General features: G+C 53.8%; 23 protein-coding genes and 1 riboswitch. Of the genes, 8 read left to right on the forward strand and 15 right to left on the reverse strand.

All coding sequences use genetic code 11. The features are described from left to right. Positions 1-204 precede the first annotated feature (204 nt). Positions 205-570, forward strand: coding sequence for an MGMT family protein (locus NSU18_RS16755; protein ID WP_341014812.1), 366 nt, complete (start codon positions 205-207; stop codon positions 568-570). On the opposite strand, the gene NSU18_RS16760 is transcribed toward NSU18_RS16755, so the two are convergent. Together NSU18_RS16760 and NSU18_RS16765 are read right to left on the reverse strand one after the other, a co-directional pair. Beyond that, positions 567-1,274, reverse strand: coding sequence for a DUF1361 domain-containing protein (locus tag NSU18_RS16760; protein WP_341014813.1), 708 nt, complete (start codon positions 1,272-1,274; stop codon positions 567-569). The two genes, NSU18_RS16755 and NSU18_RS16760, sit on opposite strands and share 4 nt — an antisense overlap. A gap of 247 nt (positions 1,275-1,521) precedes the next feature. Continuing rightward, complete coding sequence (locus NSU18_RS16765; protein WP_341014814.1) at positions 1,522-1,833, reverse strand: nuclear transport factor 2 family protein; 312 nt, start codon at positions 1,831-1,833, stop codon at positions 1,522-1,524. Between the two features lie 291 nt (positions 1,834-2,124). Here NSU18_RS16765 and NSU18_RS16770 point away from each other — a divergent pair, with 291 nt between their 5' ends. Beyond that, positions 2,125-2,436 (forward strand): ArsR/SmtB family transcription factor, encoded by a 312-nt coding sequence (locus NSU18_RS16770; RefSeq protein WP_341018473.1) that lies wholly within the window; start codon positions 2,125-2,127, stop codon positions 2,434-2,436. A 114-nt stretch (positions 2,437-2,550) separates the two neighbouring features. Here the strand turns inward: NSU18_RS16770 and NSU18_RS16775 are convergent, their stop codons facing one another. The 7 genes from NSU18_RS16775 to NSU18_RS16805 all read right to left on the reverse strand — a co-directional run bounded on the left by NSU18_RS16775 (position 2,551) and on the right by NSU18_RS16805 (position 8,574). Beyond that, positions 2,551-4,329, reverse strand: coding sequence for a SulP family inorganic anion transporter (locus tag NSU18_RS16775; protein WP_341149596.1), 1,779 nt, complete (start codon positions 4,327-4,329; stop codon positions 2,551-2,553). A gap of 106 nt (positions 4,330-4,435) precedes the next feature. Then, a complete protein-coding gene (locus NSU18_RS16780) occupies positions 4,436-4,762 on the reverse strand; it encodes an ArsR/SmtB family transcription factor (RefSeq protein ID WP_036700195.1) in 327 nt (108 codons plus the stop codon). A gap of 115 nt (positions 4,763-4,877) precedes the next feature. Then, positions 4,878-5,258, reverse strand: a complete 381-nt coding sequence (locus NSU18_RS16785) for a hypothetical protein (RefSeq protein WP_341014817.1) — start codon at positions 5,256-5,258, stop codon at positions 4,878-4,880. 68 nt (positions 5,259-5,326) lie between these two features. After that, positions 5,327-6,955 (reverse strand): phospholipase D-like domain-containing protein, encoded by a 1,629-nt coding sequence (locus tag NSU18_RS16790; RefSeq protein ID WP_341149597.1) that lies wholly within the window; start codon positions 6,953-6,955, stop codon positions 5,327-5,329. A gap of 187 nt (positions 6,956-7,142) precedes the next feature. After that, positions 7,143-7,439 carry a putative quinol monooxygenase gene (locus NSU18_RS16795; RefSeq protein ID WP_209993686.1) on the reverse strand — a complete coding sequence of 99 codons (297 nt, stop codon included), beginning with the start codon at positions 7,437-7,439 and terminating at the stop codon, positions 7,143-7,145. Between the two features lie 31 nt (positions 7,440-7,470). Beyond that, positions 7,471-8,106, reverse strand: coding sequence for a nitroreductase family protein (locus NSU18_RS16800; protein WP_341014819.1), 636 nt, complete (start codon positions 8,104-8,106; stop codon positions 7,471-7,473). A 39-nt stretch (positions 8,107-8,145) separates the two neighbouring features. After that, positions 8,146-8,574, reverse strand: a complete 429-nt coding sequence (locus tag NSU18_RS16805) for a MarR family winged helix-turn-helix transcriptional regulator (protein WP_341014820.1) — start codon at positions 8,572-8,574, stop codon at positions 8,146-8,148. Between the two features lie 107 nt (positions 8,575-8,681). Between NSU18_RS16805 and NSU18_RS16810 the strand changes: the two genes are divergently transcribed. After that, positions 8,682-9,464, forward strand: a complete 783-nt coding sequence (locus NSU18_RS16810) for a carbon-nitrogen family hydrolase (protein ID WP_341149598.1) — start codon at positions 8,682-8,684, stop codon at positions 9,462-9,464. A 356-nt stretch (positions 9,465-9,820) separates the two neighbouring features. Here NSU18_RS16810 and NSU18_RS16815 read toward each other — a convergent pair whose 3' ends face one another. The 3 genes from NSU18_RS16815 to NSU18_RS16825 all read right to left on the reverse strand — a co-directional run bounded on the left by NSU18_RS16815 (position 9,821) and on the right by NSU18_RS16825 (position 12,495). Then, on the reverse strand, positions 9,821-11,053 hold the full coding sequence (locus tag NSU18_RS16815; protein ID WP_341148273.1) for an IS110 family transposase: 1,233 nt from the start codon (positions 11,051-11,053) through the stop codon (positions 9,821-9,823). 257 nt (positions 11,054-11,310) lie between these two features. After that, a complete protein-coding gene (locus NSU18_RS16820) occupies positions 11,311-11,457 on the reverse strand; it encodes a hypothetical protein (protein ID WP_341149599.1) in 147 nt (48 codons plus the stop codon). Between the two features lie 114 nt (positions 11,458-11,571). After that, positions 11,572-12,495, reverse strand: a complete 924-nt coding sequence (locus NSU18_RS16825) for a lipoate--protein ligase family protein (protein WP_341149600.1) — start codon at positions 12,493-12,495, stop codon at positions 11,572-11,574. 224 nt (positions 12,496-12,719) lie between these two features. On the opposite strand from NSU18_RS16825, the gene NSU18_RS16830 reads away from it, so the two are divergent. Next, a complete protein-coding gene (locus NSU18_RS16830) occupies positions 12,720-13,619 on the forward strand; it encodes a CHAD domain-containing protein (protein WP_341149601.1) in 900 nt (299 codons plus the stop codon). 97 nt (positions 13,620-13,716) lie between these two features. Here NSU18_RS16830 and NSU18_RS16835 read toward each other — a convergent pair whose 3' ends face one another. Both NSU18_RS16835 and NSU18_RS16840 read right to left on the reverse strand, forming a co-directional pair. After that, positions 13,717-14,352 carry a ThuA domain-containing protein gene (locus NSU18_RS16835; protein WP_341149602.1) on the reverse strand — a complete coding sequence of 212 codons (636 nt, stop codon included), beginning with the start codon at positions 14,350-14,352 and terminating at the stop codon, positions 13,717-13,719. Between the two features lie 48 nt (positions 14,353-14,400). After that, a complete protein-coding gene (locus NSU18_RS16840) occupies positions 14,401-15,171 on the reverse strand; it encodes an SDR family NAD(P)-dependent oxidoreductase (RefSeq protein WP_341151056.1) in 771 nt (256 codons plus the stop codon). Between the two features lie 180 nt (positions 15,172-15,351). On the opposite strand from NSU18_RS16840, the gene ytxJ reads away from it, so the two are divergent. From ytxJ to NSU18_RS16860, 4 genes are all read left to right on the forward strand, one after another. Next, entirely contained in the window at positions 15,352-15,678 is a 327-nt protein-coding gene (gene ytxJ, locus NSU18_RS16845) for a bacillithiol system redox-active protein YtxJ (RefSeq protein ID WP_341014825.1), read from the forward strand. Then, entirely contained in the window at positions 15,675-15,917 is a 243-nt protein-coding gene (locus tag NSU18_RS16850; protein ID WP_341149603.1) for a glutaredoxin family protein, read from the forward strand. Before ytxJ ends, NSU18_RS16850 begins: the two co-directional genes overlap by 4 nt. A 110-nt stretch (positions 15,918-16,027) precedes the next feature. After that, the gene (locus NSU18_RS16855) at positions 16,028-17,359 is read left to right on the forward strand and encodes a WD40 repeat domain-containing protein (RefSeq protein ID WP_341149604.1); all 1,332 of its coding nucleotides are present in this window, start codon (positions 16,028-16,030) and stop codon (positions 17,357-17,359) included. A 236-nt stretch (positions 17,360-17,595) separates the two neighbouring features. After that, a riboswitch (cyclic di-AMP (ydaO/yuaA leader) is annotated at positions 17,596-17,765 on the forward strand. Between the two features lie 135 nt (positions 17,766-17,900). After that, positions 17,901-18,353, forward strand: coding sequence for a hypothetical protein (locus NSU18_RS16860; protein WP_341014830.1), 453 nt, complete (start codon positions 17,901-17,903; stop codon positions 18,351-18,353). A gap of 548 nt (positions 18,354-18,901) precedes the next feature. Here the strand turns inward: NSU18_RS16860 and NSU18_RS16865 are convergent. Beyond that, a complete protein-coding gene (locus tag NSU18_RS16865; RefSeq protein ID WP_341149605.1) occupies positions 18,902-19,108 on the reverse strand; it encodes a hypothetical protein in 207 nt (68 codons plus the stop codon). Between the last annotated feature and the right edge of the window lie 5 nt (positions 19,109-19,113).

Genomic DNA, 19,113 nt, shown 5'->3' on the forward strand with positions numbered 1-19,113 from the left:
GGATAAAAGAGCAGAAGCCGCCCGCCCTTGAACGGCACAGCAAGTAAGCCCGCTCTGTAACAGAGGGGCCGGCTTATGCCAAGCTTCATATAAGATCGTCAGTTGCTGCTCCACTAGTGCCAAAGCTCCTTACAGCAGCCGCTTTATGTTATGGTTAGTACAGTATGTTATTAGCAGAGAACGAACAATAAAGGAGCCTGTAAGATGACACCATTCACGCAAAAGGTTATCCTCATCATTCAATCGATCCCGGAAGGCTCCGTCATGACCTACGGCGGAATTGCCCGGGCAGCCGGAAGCCCCCGGGCAGCACGGCAGGTCGTGCGCATTCTGCACTCCATGAGCAGGAAGTACAAACTGCCGTGGCACAGGGTCATCAACGCCAAAGGCATGATCTCGCTCACCGAAGACGAATCCGCCTCCCTGCAGCGGCTGTACTTAACCGGAGAGGGCATTGTCTTTGATGAACGGGGGGTGGTTGACCTGGACCGCTACCAGTATATTCCTGCTCTTGAGCTGGACATGGAACTGGAGCTTCCGGCTGACTCCGGCGATGAAGGGGAAGCTTAACCTGCCTTCCTCCTGCCCTCGGAATAACTCCTGCGGCTCCCGCCCGCCAGCCCGTTCAGCAGGCAATACATCGTGGCATAGATCACCAGCAGCACAAAGGCGATGAACAGGCTGAAGAACACAGACTGCCGGTTCAGACTGTCCATGACCAGCCGGTAGAGCTGATGGCGGTCCGTCAGCACATCCCAGCTGTTCAGCCGGTAGACTCTGCCGAGCAGGACGCCGTAGCCGCCCATGACACAGGCGAACAGAACGAATATCCATGAGAGCAGCATGTTGCTTTTGCGGTAGATCACGTGCTGGAACTGGTACAGGGAGAAGAAGCCGGTCAGCCAGCCGCTCCAGGTGAACAGGAGGAGGGTGGTCAGATCATACCAGTACCGGTTCTGGATCGTTCCGCCAACGATATACTTGCTTTTGCGGACGGTCAGATGGATCAGATCAGTCATAATATAAGGCGCATTCGGAAAAAACAGCAGCCAGGCTACGCCCAGCGGCAGAATCAGCAGTCCCCCGATCTTCCGCTTATCCAGCTCATGCGCGGCCATGGAGAAGAAGAACGGCACCCAGGCCAGAAACAGATTCCAGAGCAGAAAGGCATAGAACGTATCCGTCTGCAGCGAAACTACCCGGTACACCGCAAGCGTTGCCCCCGTCATAGCAGCCAGTAGGATGAAGACCTTGGTGTAATTCAGTTCTTTCATGAAGGATAATCCCCTTACCTTGATATAGTCGAATGATGTAATTGTACAAATATGGGGCAGGAGTGTCCAATATGGGAGGGTTTAATACGGGAGGGTTCACGGGGAATCTGGTGACAATTGGACAAGACATAATAAAACCGGCGGGAAATTTACGTCTGTAAATTCCCCGCCGGTTTTTGCTTTGAGCTAATTTGTTACTGCCTAACCGCAGGCTTATGCAGCAACCCTCATATGAATTACTTTTCGCTTACGAATTATATTGACTGTACTCATCCTCAGTCGTCTGCACGTTCTTCAGATACGTAATCTGCCCCATATCATTCACACGCATAATATCTATACCCGCCTTCGCATAGACCGTGCCGTCGGCAGCTTGTCCGCATACTGCCCAGTTGGTCAGGTAGCTGCCGTCAGGCTGAAGTACCCATGCGTCCCACATATGTTTAATGTCTTTGTTATGTTCATAAAAAGTCTTAATCACTATCTCGAATCCTGTGCGGCTTCTCCCGCCCGACACAATTTCAGCATCCGGCGTGAACAGTGACAATAAGTCTTGCATAGCCCGATCGTCGGTGCGAGAGGCATCATACAAACGGAAATAGTTATTTAACATGGTTATGTTCTTATCCGTGTGTTGAGCGTTAGTGGTATTACCGGCAGTTGTTGTGTTAGACATTTTGTTACCTCCTGAAGTTTCTGTAGTGTTATACTTAGTCGGGTTTTATAGTTCGAATATTTTCGAACTATTCAACACAAGAAGAACTATATCACACTTCTAAAGCAACGTAAATAATAATTCGAAAATTATCGAACATTGAAAGAAGATATTGAATATGCTAGTATCTACCTTATGAGACATTTACCGATACCTGCAGTTTCAGAGATGCATCTGACCACGGTCTGTAATGCATTAGGTGACCCGTTGCGCATGAAGATTGCCTATTGTTTAGCCAGTTCTGGCGAGAGACACTGCTCCGCCTTCGAAGTCGACCACATCTCAAAATCAACATTGTCCCACCACGTTAAAATGCTTCGTGAAGCTGGAATCATCCAGCCGCGCATAGAAGGCAAACAACACTTTTATTCGCTCAGAAAAGATGATTTAAATACCCGTTTCCCAGGTCTGGTCGATATGATTCTGCACACAGGAGACTTAGGATAATATAGGATACAGTGGGGACATGTATAGTAAACGACAAAGAAATCGCTCCTTTGGGGATGGAAGGTGACCCTCCATTGTACCAAAAAGGCGATTTCTTTGTGCTGATTATAAGGGTTATACCCCGCCGCTCAGCTTGCGGGCCACTGCCGGAGTGCGGCCCTTGAAAGCAGCGCTGCGCGAAGAAGATTCCTCCAGCCCCGAGAGGGCGCTGCATTCTCTGAAGGCCGCATGCGCGCAGCCCCGGCAACGGCTGGGATTCACGCTGCCCAGCGCATCATTGATCGCTTCGCCGGTATGATCATAGAACTGTGAGGCACCGATCCGGTCATACAGTCCTGTTCTCTTCAGCAGCTCCAGCGGCTGGCTCTGGATACCTGAGATCATCAGCCTGCCGCCTGCCGCCTGCAATTCCTTCACCAGTGCTGCCAGATTAGCCTCGCCTGTCGTATCCATCAGCGGCACCTTGCCCATGCGCAGCAGGATAAGCTTAGGCTGATCCGGGCCGAGCCCGGGCATGGTGTGGTCGAAGCGGTAAGCGGCTCCGAAGAACAGCGGTCCCTCCACATTGTAGATTCCGATCTGCGGACAGTCGTGGCTCTCGGTTACCATATGGGCCTCAACCTTGACGGAAGACGGGTCAGGCAGCACCTTGGAGATTCTGTGTACCTCGCCCATACGCTTCACGAAGAGGACAACAGCCAGAATCAGCCCCACCTCAACCGCCACGGTCAGATCGGCGAATACCGTCAGCAGGAAGGTAATCGCCAGCACCAGCGAATCCCCGGTCTTCAGCTTCAGCAGGTGGAGGAATTCCTTGCGTTCACTCATATTCCAGGCTACGACCATCAGAATCGGGGCCATCGCTGCCAGCGGAATGCTGGAGGCGTACGGGGCGAACAGCAGCAGGATCAGGAACACGACCACGCCGTGAATGATCCCGGATAGTGGAGAAGCGGCACCGCTGCGGATATTGGTAGCGGTTCTGGCAATCGCACCCGTAGCCGGTATCCCGCCGAAGAGCGGCGCAGCGATATTGGCGACCCCCTGGCCGATCAGCTCCCGGTTACTGTCATGGCGGCTGCCCGACATGCCGTCGGCCACGACTGCGGAGAGCAGCGACTCAATGGCCCCCAGCAGCGCAATGACAAAGGCCGGACGGATCAGCAGCTTGATTTTCTCCCACGTAATGACCGGGAAGTGAAAGCTGGGGAGTGTATTCGGAATATCTCCGTAGGCAGAGCCGATGGTCGTCACCTTGCCGCTGAAGAACAGGGCAGCGATAACCGTGGCACACAACAGTCCGATCAGAGAGCCCGGCACCTTCGGGGCAAACCGCAACCCCAGCACCACTACGGCGAGACATACCCCCGCAGTCAGAATGCTATACAGATTGATTGTGGAGAGATGCGCCCCGACCTCCTTCATATTATCGATAAAGCTCTCATGCCGCTTCATATCCCTCAGGCCAAGGAAGTTCGCAATCTGCCCGCTGAAAATAATAACGGCAATCCCGGCCGTAAAACCAATGGTCACCGGCTTCGGAATGAACTTAATCAATACCCCCAGCCGCAGAACACCCATCAAGACAAGAATCACCCCGGCCATCATTCCGGCAATCAGCAGATTCTCATACCCGTACTGCATCGCAATGGCGAACAAAATAGGAATGAATGCACCCGTAGGCCCGCCAATTTGGAACCTGGACCCGCCGAATAAGGAAATCAGTATTCCGGCCACAATGGTTGTATAAATTCCGTACTCCGGCTTCACACCGGAAGCAATAGCAAATGCCATCCCGAGCGGGATGGCAATAACGCCGACGATTGTCCCTGAAATGATATCTTTGCGCAGCGAAGCAATGTTATAGCCTTTGAATCGGCCCCACCCTGTCATCCTATAACCTTCTTTTCTCTGAATATCTGATTATTTGAATATAATACCCACATTACTCCTGCCCGCTGCTCTTGTCAACGGGGTAATCCGCCCCCGGAAGCCGGGGTTATTCGCTGCGGATGCCTTCAAGCAGGGAAATGGTACTCACCAGATGATTGTCGAAAATCTGTCTGGCTACAGCCAGAAGCTCCTTGATCAGAGGATCACGGAGAGCATAGATGACAGTGGTCCCTTCCTTGACGCTGGTGACCACATTTTTGGCCCGGAGGACGGCCAGCTGCTGGGATACCGCAGAGCCCTCGGAGCCCAGGATCGCCTGCAGCTCGTTCACATTCTTCTCGCCTTCGCTAAGCAGCTCCAGAATCCGAATTCGCATCGGGTGAGCCAGCGCCTTGAAGAATTCCGTCTTAAATTGTTGAATATCGCTGTTCATCAGACTTCTGCTCCTTATGCTGTTACTTGTTTCAATCTATATATATTAGCGCATTTGCCTGAAGGTGGCTATGCCGGGGCAGGAAATCGTTCGTAAGCCGGGGGGCCTGCGGCCCTTACAGATTCACGGGATACAGCCTCGCTTCACGGGTCCTCAGCTCAACGAACCCGCCCAGTGCCATGGGTTCACCCAGACATTCGAACATAATCAGGTCGCGGCCGATCCGCAGATAACCCGCGCCGTCCTCCTCAATATTTTCCAGCACGCCCGTCAGGATAACCGTGTCTCCCTCGATACGCAGGCCGAAAGAACCGCCGGGAGCCGGCACAATATCGACCCAGCTCATGAACAGCGCCGGCAGCTCCCATTCAGCTTCCCAGACCTCTCCCGTCTGTACAGGCGGCCCGCACCAGATGGCTCTGGCTTCCCCCCACTCCGCTGCCGCGAATCTGATTTCCCCGGTCCGGGGGCCTTGTCCAAGAATGTGTATGTTCATCTTCATTAGCTCCATCTTCGTTCATTGGTATAACGTCATTATACATGACCGGACGTAGGATGAGGATATCAGGTGTAGTTCTGCGTTGCTTTATTCAGATACGTGCTGGGATGCAGCCAGGGATGCTTGAAGAACTCGTGTTTATCGGTGATCTTGCGGGAGACGCTGAGGTCATAATCAATCATGCGCTTCACCTTCTCCGCGAGCTTTCTGCCCTTCACCAGCAGGCCCAGCTCATAATCATGGCAGGCACTCCGTTCATTAATATTGTAAGAGCCGTGAAATACCGCCTGCGCTCTGTGGTCGTAGATGATTTTCCAGTGGGAGAAGTGTTCTGTCGCACTATAATCATAGAAGGATACGCCGTTACAAAAGGGGATGTACATATTGCTGCGCACCGCCGCCCGGTTCGTCGGATGGTCATTAACCTCCAGCGGATTGCAAATGACAAGATGGCTGGCTTGCTCCGGCCCCACCTCACCCAGCCGGTTCCAGAAGGCCTGATCGATCAGATACGGATTTACAATAAGAGTCTCATCCGCCGCATAGGTGATCACATCCAGAATATACTGCTGAATCAGATTCACCGGGTTGCCGGGAAAGCTCGCGAAGAGCGTACACTCCTCCTCCCCGAACGCATAGTCCACCGCAGGACGATAGAAGGGTGACGCAAGGTCAAAGTGATCTCCCCCAAGCAGCAGCCATCTGGAGTGAAAAACAGCGTTCAGCGACTGGGCCACAGCCCCCTGAATGCGGAAGCAGCCGTCATGCCATTCCTCTTCCTTGACAGGGATACCTAGCGGGCGTCCATCCACCTGCTGATCCGGGGATTCCTTAATGGGAGTGGCAAAGGTATACTGGTCCCCGATATTCAGACTGCCGATAACGGAAGTTATTCCGTCTATGATCATGAATTTGCGGTGGTCAATCACATTCAGTCCGGTCACCTCCACATCCTCTTGAACCTTATCCTGCAGAAAAAGGATGCTCTCAGGCACGCCCTGCGACTTCAGCACCTTGCGCTTCGCAGCCCATTCCTCCGCACCGTAATAGGAGTGGAAGGTATCCAGGAGCTTCGCACCCGCCTGCTCCAGACGCCCGGCAATGCCGGAGAATTGCCCCACCTCCAGATTCTGTCCGTATCCAAGCGCAGTGACCGTATAATTCACCATGATTCTGACCTGGACCCCGCGCTCAAGCGCATGAAGCAGCTCATCCGCGATAAGGTTCCCCGAATGGTCGTTGAAGAAAAGCATCACGGATAGATGAATATAACTTTCAGCCTTGCGGATCTCGCCGAGCAGCATGTCCAGACATTGCGGCCCGTTCACATAAGGATCTACCCGGTTATGCCGGGTGGTCTGCGGGGCCAGGGCTCTGAGCTTGCCGGAATCGAGTCCCGCTACTGTATCCGCAAGCTGATCAAGCCATTCCTGGCTTATACCCGGCAGCTGCCTGAGCTGCTGCATATCCGTTATGACGCCCCCGCATTCCTGGCGGTAAGCGCGCGCAGCATCACTTTGCAAAAGAGGGGCAAACGCCGGCTCAGCCTCCTCCGTGCCTTCGGTCAGCGAGGCCAGGGAGCCGCCCGAAATATGATAATTCACGTAGTCCATTAGATCCTGCTGGAGCTGCTTGTCCTGGTCCGCAGCAGCAGGAATTGAGGTTAACCGGTGATTGTTATGTACACTTGTCATGCTGTCTTCATCTCCTTCGTTCTTCCCGCGCCTTGTATCGCCAGCAAATGACAAGTCAAGTCAGGGTAAGGTAAGATACCCGGCTTGCAGGTTTTATAAACGGCATGACCTCTTGCAAAATCCCCCCACAAAACAAAAAAAGGATGCCGCAGCAGTCATTAGACTGCCGGGGCATCCCCGGATTCCATTATTTGCTCAATTCCTCAGCGCTGTACACCTTAACATCAAGCGGCGCGGTCAGGAACTCGCCCGCTTTGGCGGCGAAGCCGGTGAAGTGAGGACTTGTGTTGTGAGCGGCAACGGCGGCCTGGTCACGCCAGGTCTCAACCATAATATATAGACTTCCGTCTGCTGCATGCTTATACAGCTCGTAGGACAAGTTCCCTTCTTCTTCGTGCGTGGCGGCAATCAGCGGCTTCGCTGTGGCCAGGAACTCTTCCTCCCGTGCAGGGTTCACATGAAGCAGCGCATGGATAATTAACATTGGTGTATTCCTCCTAAGTTTAGGCTTGAGCTTATTTCCACTGGGCGATCTTGTCGATTGGCAGACGGACGGAGGCGTAGCCTTCATCCATCGCTTTGCCGATCGAGATCAGCATAACCGGAATGTAGCGTTCTTTGTCCATACCGAACACTTCAGCAATTTGATCCTTTTCAAATCCGCCGATGGCATTGGTGTCATATCCGTGCGCGCGGGCAACCAGCATCAGTTGCATGGAGACCAGACCGCCGTCAATCATCACAGTCTCTCTGTTAATATCGGCCGGCAGATTGGCGAAGTGGGGGCCTAGAGCGGCCATTTGTCTTTCTTTAACTTCAGCAGGCATAAGGCCGCGTTCTACTGCAGTTCCGAAGATTTCCTCAGCATAATCGAAGTTCTTCAAATCACCGAATACAGCAATCATGGCTGCAGAGGTTTCAACTTGAAGCTGGTTGAACTTGGCAATAGGAGCCAGCTTGGCTTTCGCTTCCGGACTTTCGATGATCACAAAACGCCAAGGCTGCATATTCACGGATGAAGGAGCCAGCGTAGCTTCTGTAAGAATCTCTGTCATTTCCTCTTTGCTGATTTTAACCGATGGATCATATTTGCGGATCGAGCGACGTCCTGTAATAATGCTGGTGAAATCATTGTTTTTGGTAGTGTTCATGTGAAATTGCTCCTTTATGGGTTTGATTATAGGTTACGGCTACAGTACATTGATATTATGCCGCAGCCGGGTAAGCATCTCTGCGAGCACCGTGCGCTCCTGTTCGTTGAATCCTTTCAGCAGATCGCTGATGAACTCAGTCTTGCTCTCCCAGTAGTCATGGATATGATCGCGGCCCTGACCGGTCAGGGAGACAAGCGTCACCCGGTTATCGGATGGATTATTGCGGCGGGCAATCATCCCGTTCTCTTCAAGTCCCTTCAGATGGCGGGTAACTGCTGCTGCGTCGATTTCCAGAAGCTTTTGCAGTGCAATCTGACTGATCTCGGAAGTCCGGTACAGCTCTTGCAGCAGCCTGAAGCGGGTTGGCGTCATGCCGGCGCAGCGCTCGAATTTGGGACCGATGTCTTTGTGCAGGGCCTGCAGCAGTTGAAAAATCTTATGTTCATCCGGCTGAACTTTGCTCAAGATTAACCCCCTCACGCAAGTAAATTGTGCAAAACCTTTTCGACAAAACATACTTTACACCGAATTCATTGACCCGTCAACTAATAATTATTGGAGGAGGCTGCTGTATGAAAATAGCCCTGATTCAGCTTGATATAGCATTCGGCAAACCGGAGGTAAATTATGCTGCCGCCGGGCGCAAAATTCGCGAGGCTGCCGCTGGACGGCCGGACTGCATTATTCTTCCCGAGCTATGGACAACAGGATATGATCTGACCCGGCTGGGCGAAATCGCTGACCCCCGCGGACATACCACCGGCGCCTTGATGTCAGGTCTGGCCCGGGAATACGGCGTGAATATTGTTGCCGGCTCCATTGCCGTCAGGCAGGAGAACGGCGGTATTACGAACAGTATGTATGTCTTCAACCGCAGCGGGGCGTGCATGGGCGAGTATAGCAAGCTGCATCTGTTCAAGCTGATGGAGGAGCATCTCTACCTCCAGCCCGGCGGTGCGAAAGGACTGTTCACGCTGGACGGCATTCTCTGTGCCGGGCTGATCTGCTACGACATCCGGTTTCCGGAATGGGTCCGGGTCCATATGGCGGGAGGGGCCGAGATCCTGTTCATCAGCGCGCAGTGGCCGCTGCCCCGCCTCTCTCACTGGCGGGCTATGCTGATCAGCCGGGCGATTGAGAACCAGTGCTACGTGGTGGCCTGTAACCGGGCGGGCGCTGATCCGGCGAATACCTTCGCTGGACATTCCCTGATCATCGACCCGTGGGGCGAGATTGTCAGCGAGGCCTCCGGCGGCGAAGAGATTCTCAGCGGAGAGCTTGACCTCGCCCGTGTCCATGAGGTACGGGAGCAAATCCCGGTCTTTGCGGACCGGCGTCCGGACTTGTATATGTAGGTGGGGGTGGTATGCGCACCCCGACTTGTACATTGTATGCTGTTTTTAGCATGCATTCGGGCCGCTCGCACCCCGACCTGCACATTGTATGCTGTTTTCCGCATACGTTCGGGCCGCGTGCACACCAGCCTGCACATTGTATGCTGTTTTCCGCATACGTTCGGGCCGCACAAACCCCAACTTCCCCATTGTATGCTGTTTTTCGCATACATTTGCCCCACGAGCTTCCGGGAAGCCGAATGTGATCGGTTTAATACGAAAATAAAAGTACCGGAAAATGCGCAGCAGAACGGGTTTTGACAAAAAAAGACCCACCGCCCCAAAAAAACGTTTCGTTTTTTTTGAAAAAGGGAAGACTATTGGATAGGATTTAATTGCACGCTATATCCTAACTGCTGGATATAGTTCACGTACCTATCTAACGTGTTTTTCTTGGACGTCTCATCGCCTAGTGAGACGTCTATTTCTTGGTATGACCTCTTCTCCCGCATCAGGGCATGGAGGATTCGAATCAGCAAATGCGCGGTGGCGACGTTTGCTTTTTTATCGCCTCTTCTCTTACGTATTCGTCGAAAAAATTGGCCGATCCGGTTCGAGGAGCGAGAGTTCGCCCAAGCCGCCTGACACAAGGCCCCTTTCAGATGCTTGTTCCCTTGCATCGTTTTTGACTTTCTTCGCTTTCCCGCGCTTTCGTTGTTCCCTGGACACACCCCCGCCCATGATGCAAACTGCGCATCACTCGGGAACATTTCCGCGACATGCGGCCCCACTTCGGCAAAGATGGTCACGGCAGACGTCCGCTCAATTCCTGGAATGGAGTCAATTTGTTCAATCACCTCCAGGTACGGTTCTGCCTTCGCCTCGATTCGAGCTTCCAGCTCCGTGATCCTTTTCTCCAAATAGACCAAGTGGTCCCAGTGGTCTCGAATCATCTCGCGGTGATGACGGCGCAACTTGCCATTGAGCGCGTCTAGCAACTGCGGAACTTTCTTTTTCAAACGGGTTTTGACCAGGTTTTTAACGGTCCCTTCGTCGATGACCTCGCCGTCCATGATCTTCTGGAGCAGGCCCCGTCCCGAAACCCCATATAGATCGGACATAAAGGTGGTTAGCTTAATGTTGGCATCCTGCAGGATTTTGTGAATGCGGTTTTTCTCCGCCGTCACCGCCTGCACCATCTTACTCCGGTAACGGGTCAAGTCTCGCAAATCCCGGATGTCTTGTTCGGGCACCATACTGCCTTCAATGAGCCCGCAACGGTGCAATTGCGCTAACCAGCGCGCATCTTGCATGTCACTTTTTCGACCCGGCGTATTCTTTACCCGCTGGGCGTTGGCCAAGACCAGATCACAACTGCCCTCTAAGATGTTCCATACCGGTTTCCATAACACGCCCGTACTCTCCATCACCACCTCCCGACAGCCTTGTTCACTCAGCCAATCTTGCAGGCCTAGCAATTCTTTGGTTGTCGTCCCAAAGGTTTTCAGGTGACATTGGGGTTTCTGTTCGATCGGTCCTTTCAACACGCAGGCCACAACGGTTTCCTGGTGCACGTCCAGACCGGCGCAACACATACGTACAGCATCCATTCCAATCATCCTCCATCGTCAGCTTACAAATCATGCGCTCGAGTGAGTGTAATTTAATACACGTACTTTTGGGGGCTACAATAGGCGATGCTCGAAAAGCGCAATAGAACAGTTTTTCGCACGGGGTGTATCCCAGTAACCGTTTCCGCCCTTTGATTTGTATATGTAGTGTTGACGACTACAGCCTCTTTTAGAATGGATGCGACGGATGCCACCCACTTATTTTCATTCCTGGGGGTGACAAGGTCTCTGTCTTGTCATGCCTGTTTTTCGATTACATTTGCCCCACGCGCCTCCGCCACGCCGAATGTGATCGGTTTTTCGATTACATTTGCCCCACGCGCTTCCGGCACGCCGAATGTGATCGGTTTTTCGATTACATTTGCCCCACGCGCTTCCGGCACGCCGAATGTGATCGGTTTTTCGATTACATTCGGGCCGCGCGCACCCCAGCCTGCCCATTGTATGCTGTTTTCAGCATACAGCCCGCCACCAGCTGCCGCCAGAAGCCGCCCGCCTCAGCGGGCGTACCTCTCGCGCAGCATACGCGCTGCTTCAAGCACCTGCGGGTCGCTGTACCGCAGGCTGTAGCCTGTCTTCTGCTGCAGCAGCTCCGCAGGCAGCAGGCGGGTTCCCCGGCCGGCAAGCGCCTGCCGGATACCCGCGGTGAACTCGGCCGCCGAAGACGGGCCGCCAAGCTCTGCGAGCGCGCCGATGGTCTCCGGCCGCACGCGCGGATAGTCCAGGGAAGCACCGCCGTCCGCTGCATCCTGATAGAAACGGCGGACGAGCTCTCCGCGCGCGCGCCCCGAGCCGGACACAATCACGAACGCGTGGACGAAGTACGCGCTGCTCTGTCTGCGCTGGGCGATGCCGCAGAACTTGCGGCCGCCGATCGCCAGGTCGAAGTCACCGGGGCAATACGACCCGATGACTTCCTCCGCCCGGATCTGCGCCGCTGCCTGCGGATAGCCCGCCGCTACCGCTTCGGTAATGACCGAGGCCAGCAGCCGGAAATCATCGTGGAAGTCCAGCTTGCCCGCAGGCTTCGGCAGCAGCAGGGACACGTTGATGACTCCCGCATCCAGCGGCACCGCAGCCCCGCCCGAATGGCGGACTGCCGTACGGATGCCCTGCTGCTCCAGCACCTGCATCGCCTCTGCTGCGCGGGGCAGCTTGCTGTCCCGCAGCCCCAGTGCGACCCCGCCGGGGTGGCTCCAGAGATGCAGCACCGGCGGGACCCTCCCGGCCCCGACATCCCGGCACAGCACCTCTTCAAAAGCGAACGGAATCAGCATATCCTCAGCAGATGCCCCTCCTCCTTTCCCCCCCTCTCTCCCTTCTTCCCCAGCCTCACCGCCGGTATGTGTGAAGAGGACCATCTGCTCCGGCAGCCTTCCCGCCGCCCCGTTCTCCAGTACATCATAAGGTTCACTCCGCATGCTGATTCCCCTTTCTATCTATAAGACCTGCGCTGATCTTAACTCCGTTAACTATTCACATTGTAACCGATCTCTCCCCGCACCGTACAACCGCCAGCGTATGCCCGTACAAATTTGAAATGGCGGAGCGAACCCGTTATCCTTAATGTAGTACAGAAGAATATACCAGCCATAAGATTCGCGCATAAGCTCATGCTATAGACAACCTCTAGGAGTGATGCTGCATGACAACCGAACCACAGGCAAAGGACAGGCAACTAAGTAAATCCAGGCAATGGGAACAGGCCATGAATAAGCTGTACATTAATTTTCAGGACTACAGCAAGGATGCACGGAAAGGATTCAACGATGAGGATATTCATCAGGCCAGAGTCAATAGCCGCAAGCTGCTGACCCTGTTGTCCATTCTTGATCCGGGCCATACTGCAACAGCAGACTTGTACGACAGCTTCAAGCAAGCCCAGAAGAAGCTCGGCAGAGTCCGTGATGCAGATGTGCTGATCGGGTCATTTGAGGCCCGGCGCAAGGCGGCAGAGGCGGCGGGCGATAAGAAGACTGCCAAGCTGCTGAAGGCGGTAATCGAACACCAGAAGGATACGCGGAAGGCCGCCCGCAAGAAGCTGAAGAAGGCACTGCCCAAGCTGTCCGGCCAAGCGCTCGAAGCGCTGTGGACATCTTTTATCAAGACCGGGCTAGAACCCCTCGCTGCCAAAAAAGACGCCAATATCGCCATGCGCGAGCTTGAAGTCGCCTTTGAACAGAAGAAAAAAGCCTGCAAAACCCTGTTCAAGGGTCCGGCAGCCGAATCGCAGGAAGCCTTCGAAGCCCTGCATGAGCTGCGGATCGCCGCCAAGGAACTGCGGTATACGGCGAATGCGGCTGCTTTTGCGCTGGATCAGAAATTCCACGCCCATGAAGCCTTCTATAAGGACATTCAGGAACAGCTCGGACTCATTAATGACAAGCGGGTATGGCTGGAGACGCTGCAATCGATTGGACGCGAAGAACTGGATGTCGGCAAAAAAGTCTGGGCCGCCTTCACCGGTGCGCTGCGGGCAGAGGTACTGGAGGCTCTTCATCAGAACGAGGTCATCCCTGTTGCTGATGCTGAACCCCTGAAATAAGGCATCATAGCTGATCATCCCATACATCATATACACAAAGGCAGGACGCCGCATGTTATCCAAGCGGTATCCTGCCTTTTACCGTTAACGACACGCACTATAGCATTCCGGCAGCCCACAATCCGCCTCTGCGGATCATCCGGCGCAGCGGCTCTGAGGAGAAGGAAGGCAAATGGTGCCCAGGCATCAGATAGACCACCCGTCCTTCGCCGAAGGGATGGCACCATGCCGCCGGTCTCATCGCCCCGTCATGCGGATATTCGGCCAGCACCGTTGTCTTGAAGTGGGGATGCTGCTCGAAATAGTAAGGCTCGTCCTCTATCACAAAATCAGAGACCCCCTGCATAATCGGGTGCTCCGGCGTTGCCACCTTCATCTGCAGCGCTGAGAATGCCGGATGGTGGGTGAACCGGGCACCAAGCATCGCCCCAAGCTCCTGATTGCGCTGCAGGGATATGCCGTTGTGCACGACAAGCAGCCCGCCGCCGCCAGCCACATAAGCAAGCAGGGCCCCGCTCTGTGCAGGGGGTATCTGCTCCTCGGAGAACTCCGTATAGGAGATCACCAGGCTGCACTCTGCCAGCTCTGCCCGGTTCATCCGTCCATAATCCTCCGTAGAGACCACCTGGAGCTCAGGCTCAAGGAGCTGCTCCAGTTCACGGTCCACTCCCTCGAAGGGATGATACTTCACTTCGGTATAGCTGCCGAACGCCAGTGCTTTGTATGAAGACATGATGTACACACCTCTCTTTTGCCAAGATAGCCTGTCTGAATGTTCGTATCACCAGGGCCAGAGATTGCCGTCCAGATCGATATAAGCCGGTTCTTCAGCCAGATACATCTTATGGTTATGAACGATCGTCATAATCTTGCCTGCTGATTCTTCAGGAGTTACAGACGCCTGCGCATCCTTCTCCCCGTTCATATAGGTCTGCAGCCAGCCGGGATGGAAGACCAGCACTTGTCCGCCCATCGCACGCAGATGATTGTGCAGCAGCGAAGACTGCATATTAAGCGCGGCCTTGGACATACAATAGCCATACATATTGATCCGCTTGTTCCGTCCGATGCTTCCGGCCTCCGACGAGATATTAACCACCAGACGCTGGCGGCCTTGCAGCAGTAAGCCCATTAATGCATTACTTACCCTCAGCGCACCCAGCGTGTTCACGTTATAGATCTCCGCCATCGCTTCATCATCCATATCCACGAGCACCGTTGCATCATCCGACCGGTGGATAATCCCCGCGTTATTGATTATCATATCAAGGTGCCCTGTACTTCCGGCAATACTCCGTGCCGCCTCCTTTACGCTCCCTGCATTGCCGATATCAAGAGGGACCATCCTCAGGCTATCCGGGTATTGCGCTTTCAAAGCTTCAAGTAGCGCAAGGTCCGGCAAATACTGTCCGGCAAACACCATGTACTTACTCTCCAAAAGAGATCGAACGAGGCACAATCCCAGTCCACGGTCAGCACCGGTAACACAAGCAACCCTTTTCATGAGCTCCCCCCTCATATCTGCATGATTATGCACCGAGCCTAGGTTCATCCCTCTCACATTAGCATGGCCTGAGGCCGTTAACAACATCCTGCAAGGGAGGGGCGGGCTAAGCTGAACTTTATTTTTGCTTTAATTTTGAACTATGCTACAATCAAGATTAATAGTTGTTAACAACACAATTGTTGACAACAGGTTTCATTAACTCTTACCCAGGAAGGTGATCCTCCGATGTCTATTCAACAAATTCACACTAAGGAAGAATTACAGCAATATATCGGGCAGCCTGGCAAAAAACTGCTCTTCAAGCACAGCACCACCTGCCCGATCAGCGCCAAGGCCAACGAGGAATTCCAGGCCTATGCACAGCATTCAGATACTCCTGCCGCCGTTGTCCATGTAATCGAAGACCGTCCTGTCTCCAATCAGATTGCCGAGGATTTCGGAATCAAGCATGAATCCCCGCAAATCTTCCTGCTGGAGGACAGCCAAGTCCGCTGGAACACCTCACACTGGAAGATTACCCAAAAAGCGATAAAGGAAGCAGTGGAACAATGAGCGGGAACGTAATTGTCTACTCGACCTCCGGTTGCAGCGAATGCAATCAGGTCAAGCAGCTGCTGGAGAGCAAAGGCATTCCCTTCGAGGTGCGGGAAGTGATGACAAGCTCCGTCTATCAGGAGGAAGTGGAGAAGCTGGGCTTCATGGGCATTCCGGTCACCGTATCCGGGGACCGGGCAGTCAAGGGCTTCAATCTTCCTGAGCTCCAGAAGCTTATGGATGCTGCTGTTCTGTAATATACACAAAGGTGCTGTCCTCTCAACAGGAGCAGCACCTTTTTTTTGCGATTCATTGATGTAAAATATGTATATTTATATATATCTGGAGGAACAGGAGGACTGATTAATTGAACTGGCTACAAGATGAGCAGGCCGCCAAATGGCGTGAAGAAGGACAGCGTTATGCGAGCGACGTCAATCAATTCGTACATAAGGGACTGACTGAAGGCTGGGACAAGGCGGGAGATGAACCGGCAGAGGATACACGCGGGGCCCTCGCCGCCACAATCTATAAGATGATTCGGGGAGCTAATGAGCATGGTGAAATTGCTGAGCTGCGGGCGCAATTGCCGGCGGCAACGTGGCCGCTCTCCGGCCACTTTCAGAAGGAGATGCAGGCGGTTCGCGGTATCCATTTCATCAGTGATGATGCTGTGGTGTTCAGCATAGGCTCACCCTGGGAGAAGAATGCAGTTGTGGCTGTGCATAAGGATGTTATTTCCGTATTCGACGAGTTTAGCCTGGTTGGGGCATCTCCTGATAATCAGTTCTATGCGCTCGCCGGAACTCAAGGCATTACCATTATGCAATCCATGAACAGCGAGTTGCAGGGAGAGGTCGTTGCCGAGCTTTCATGGCGTGAGCTAAATGGAACGATTCAAGCGCTGGACCCGGACTTTACTGTTTTGAACTTAGACAGCCTGGACCAGGAGTTACCCTTGGAGGAGATCATTCCTTTTAACGGGGGCGGGGCGTTATTGCTTGTTACGAGCCAGGGAATTTTCCTGGTCCAGCAAGCGCTGGATAAGCCCTGGGAGGTGAAGCTGCTGCATCCTGATCTCGAAGAATATAAAGCAGATGAGATGGAGCATATTGAAATTGACATGCCGCATGGTGCCGTCTCACCGGACGGAAGATGGATTGCCTACGGCAGCCAGGGCAGCGACCATCTTTTATATGACACAACTTCAGGACAGGTTCACTTATTCAATCCGGAATCGAGCTACCCGCACTATACTATATTTACGAAGGACCAGCATAGCGTATGGTACAATGCCTGCCACTTCTATAATGGCGTTACCCTCGCCGTGTCCCTTGAAGATGCGGAAGCAGGCAAGCTTCTGCCAGATCAGGAATATCCGCTTGTCAACGAGGAGGCCCGGGTATATGCGGCGGCAGCGCTGAAGGACGGTGTTGTCATTGGCGACGCCTATGGCTACTTGACGCTCATTGACCTAGAGGGGCGGGAGCTGTGGCGTTATTATGCCGGAAGCACTATATCAGGCTTAGCTGTCAATGCGGATGAGACATTGCTGGCCGTGGGGACTTATGGAGGGATGCTGCATTTCCTGGACCTTCATGCCACCGAGCGTAGCGGCTATGAGATTACAACAGGAGCCGTTCGTGAGGTGAAGCGGATTATTGCCTGGAAGAATCAGAAGGTTCCGCTGTGGTGGTAGTCTAATACAAGGGGCCTTCATCCCCACCGCCGTCTGCCAAAAATAAAAAACAGCGCTTGAGCGAGATAAATGGCGGATAATCTGCTACATATAGGTGTTTTGGCTTTCCTATGCGCAGCTATTCAGGCATTTGCTGAAAACAAGGCGAATAGCACTCTTTTCCATTTTTACAAACCCCCTCCGAAGAGAGTATGATTCGTGTTGAAAGCAAATGAATGCATTCATGAAAATGAGCATATGCATGCACGCTGAATTTCCGTCTTGTGGAAAACGGGGGAACCATCCGGCCGTCAGGCCGACTTGGGGTGAATCCGAAGGAGAATGCCACGCGCAGGTCTCCGGCAGGTAGGGCGACTCTCACCGTCCGAATCCGACAGCTAACCTCGTAAGCGTAAGGAGAGAGTCCTGATCCGCCAAGCTTTTGTGCCAGGCGTCTTACGCCCTGTTACCCACAACCGCAGGCAGAGGTCCTCCTCTGCCTGCGGTTTTTTGCGCGCTGGAATGAACTGCACAGTATAGATTCTGAAAGGAACGTGACCACATGCCTGACCCCTTACCGCCCAAACTGACAGCTGCTGCCGGGTTCAACCACTACACCCAGCAATATAGCGGTCCCGTCTATGCGCTTAGCTGCCTGCTGCTGGACAAAGGCGCCCGCGCCGAACAAGCAACCACCGCCACCTTCGCTGCCCTCCATCCACTGTGGCTGAAGGGCAGCCTCACTGGAGACAGCGCTGCTGCGTCTGCTTACAGAGAGTGCATCCGCCAATGTGCCGCGCTCGCGCGGAACCATAGCCGCTCCGCTTCTGTGCTCAACTGGGACGATCACGTTGCCAGTGCCTTATGGTACGGCATCCAGCTCCCCTTGCCCGACATCAGCCAGATCCTGGAGTGCAGCATCCCCGAGCTGAAGGCCCGGCTTAGAGGAATACGCGAACAGATGGCAGCCGCACATTCGGCCTTGCCTGCGGTCCACCGCCCTTCGGCGGGATGAGACCGGGAATAACGCGGGATTCGTGGGATACAGGAATGAGTGCGGCGGAACGAGTTGGCTGTGGCGGAATTAGGATACGGATGCGGCAGAAGGAGTCTGATGTGGCGGAGTTAGGATACGGATGCGGCAGAAGGAGAGGGCGGGCGGCGGACTACAAATCCGCTATTTCGGCAAATGAGACTATTCTGAAGACCATGCGGACTGAGAGGCGCTTAATTAACCCATTCTGCCTCATTTGGTGCTCCAAACAGCCCGTTAACGTCCTCTCAGTCCGCAACGGGGAGATAATCGGTCTTTTTCACAAAATAAAGGCCTCTGAGTCCGCCTACAAAACAAAATCCGCCCCTCAAAATGGGGCTCTGGCTTCGATGATGACTGAGGTACTTTGCGGGACCCCACAGCATATCAAAAAAAGCCGCAGCATCCGCCGCGACTTAGTCCTTGACTCTCAGCGCCATCACGCACCCATACTGTGCCTGGCTCACCTTTCATAGCTCAACCATCCCATGAACCGATCCTGTCTCCGCCAACTGTTCATTACATAGAACTCAGCTCTTGCCTTTCCCGCTCTTACCACCCTTGCCGCCCTTGGCAAACCGCCAAAAAGCCATACAGCAGCCGAGTAATCCGGCTCCCAGCATTAGGGTCTGTAACGCCCCCAGCCATGTCGACTGATCCGAGGGGATCAGGCTGCTGACAATAATGAGCAGGATAGAGGCCGCGACCAGCACGGGGGTTTGTCTGCTTTTCTTCACAACCA

Origin of the sequence: Paenibacillus sp. FSL H8-0048, assembly GCF_038002825.1 — a bacterium.
Lineage (GTDB): Bacteria > Bacillota > Bacilli > Paenibacillales > Paenibacillaceae > Paenibacillus_AQ.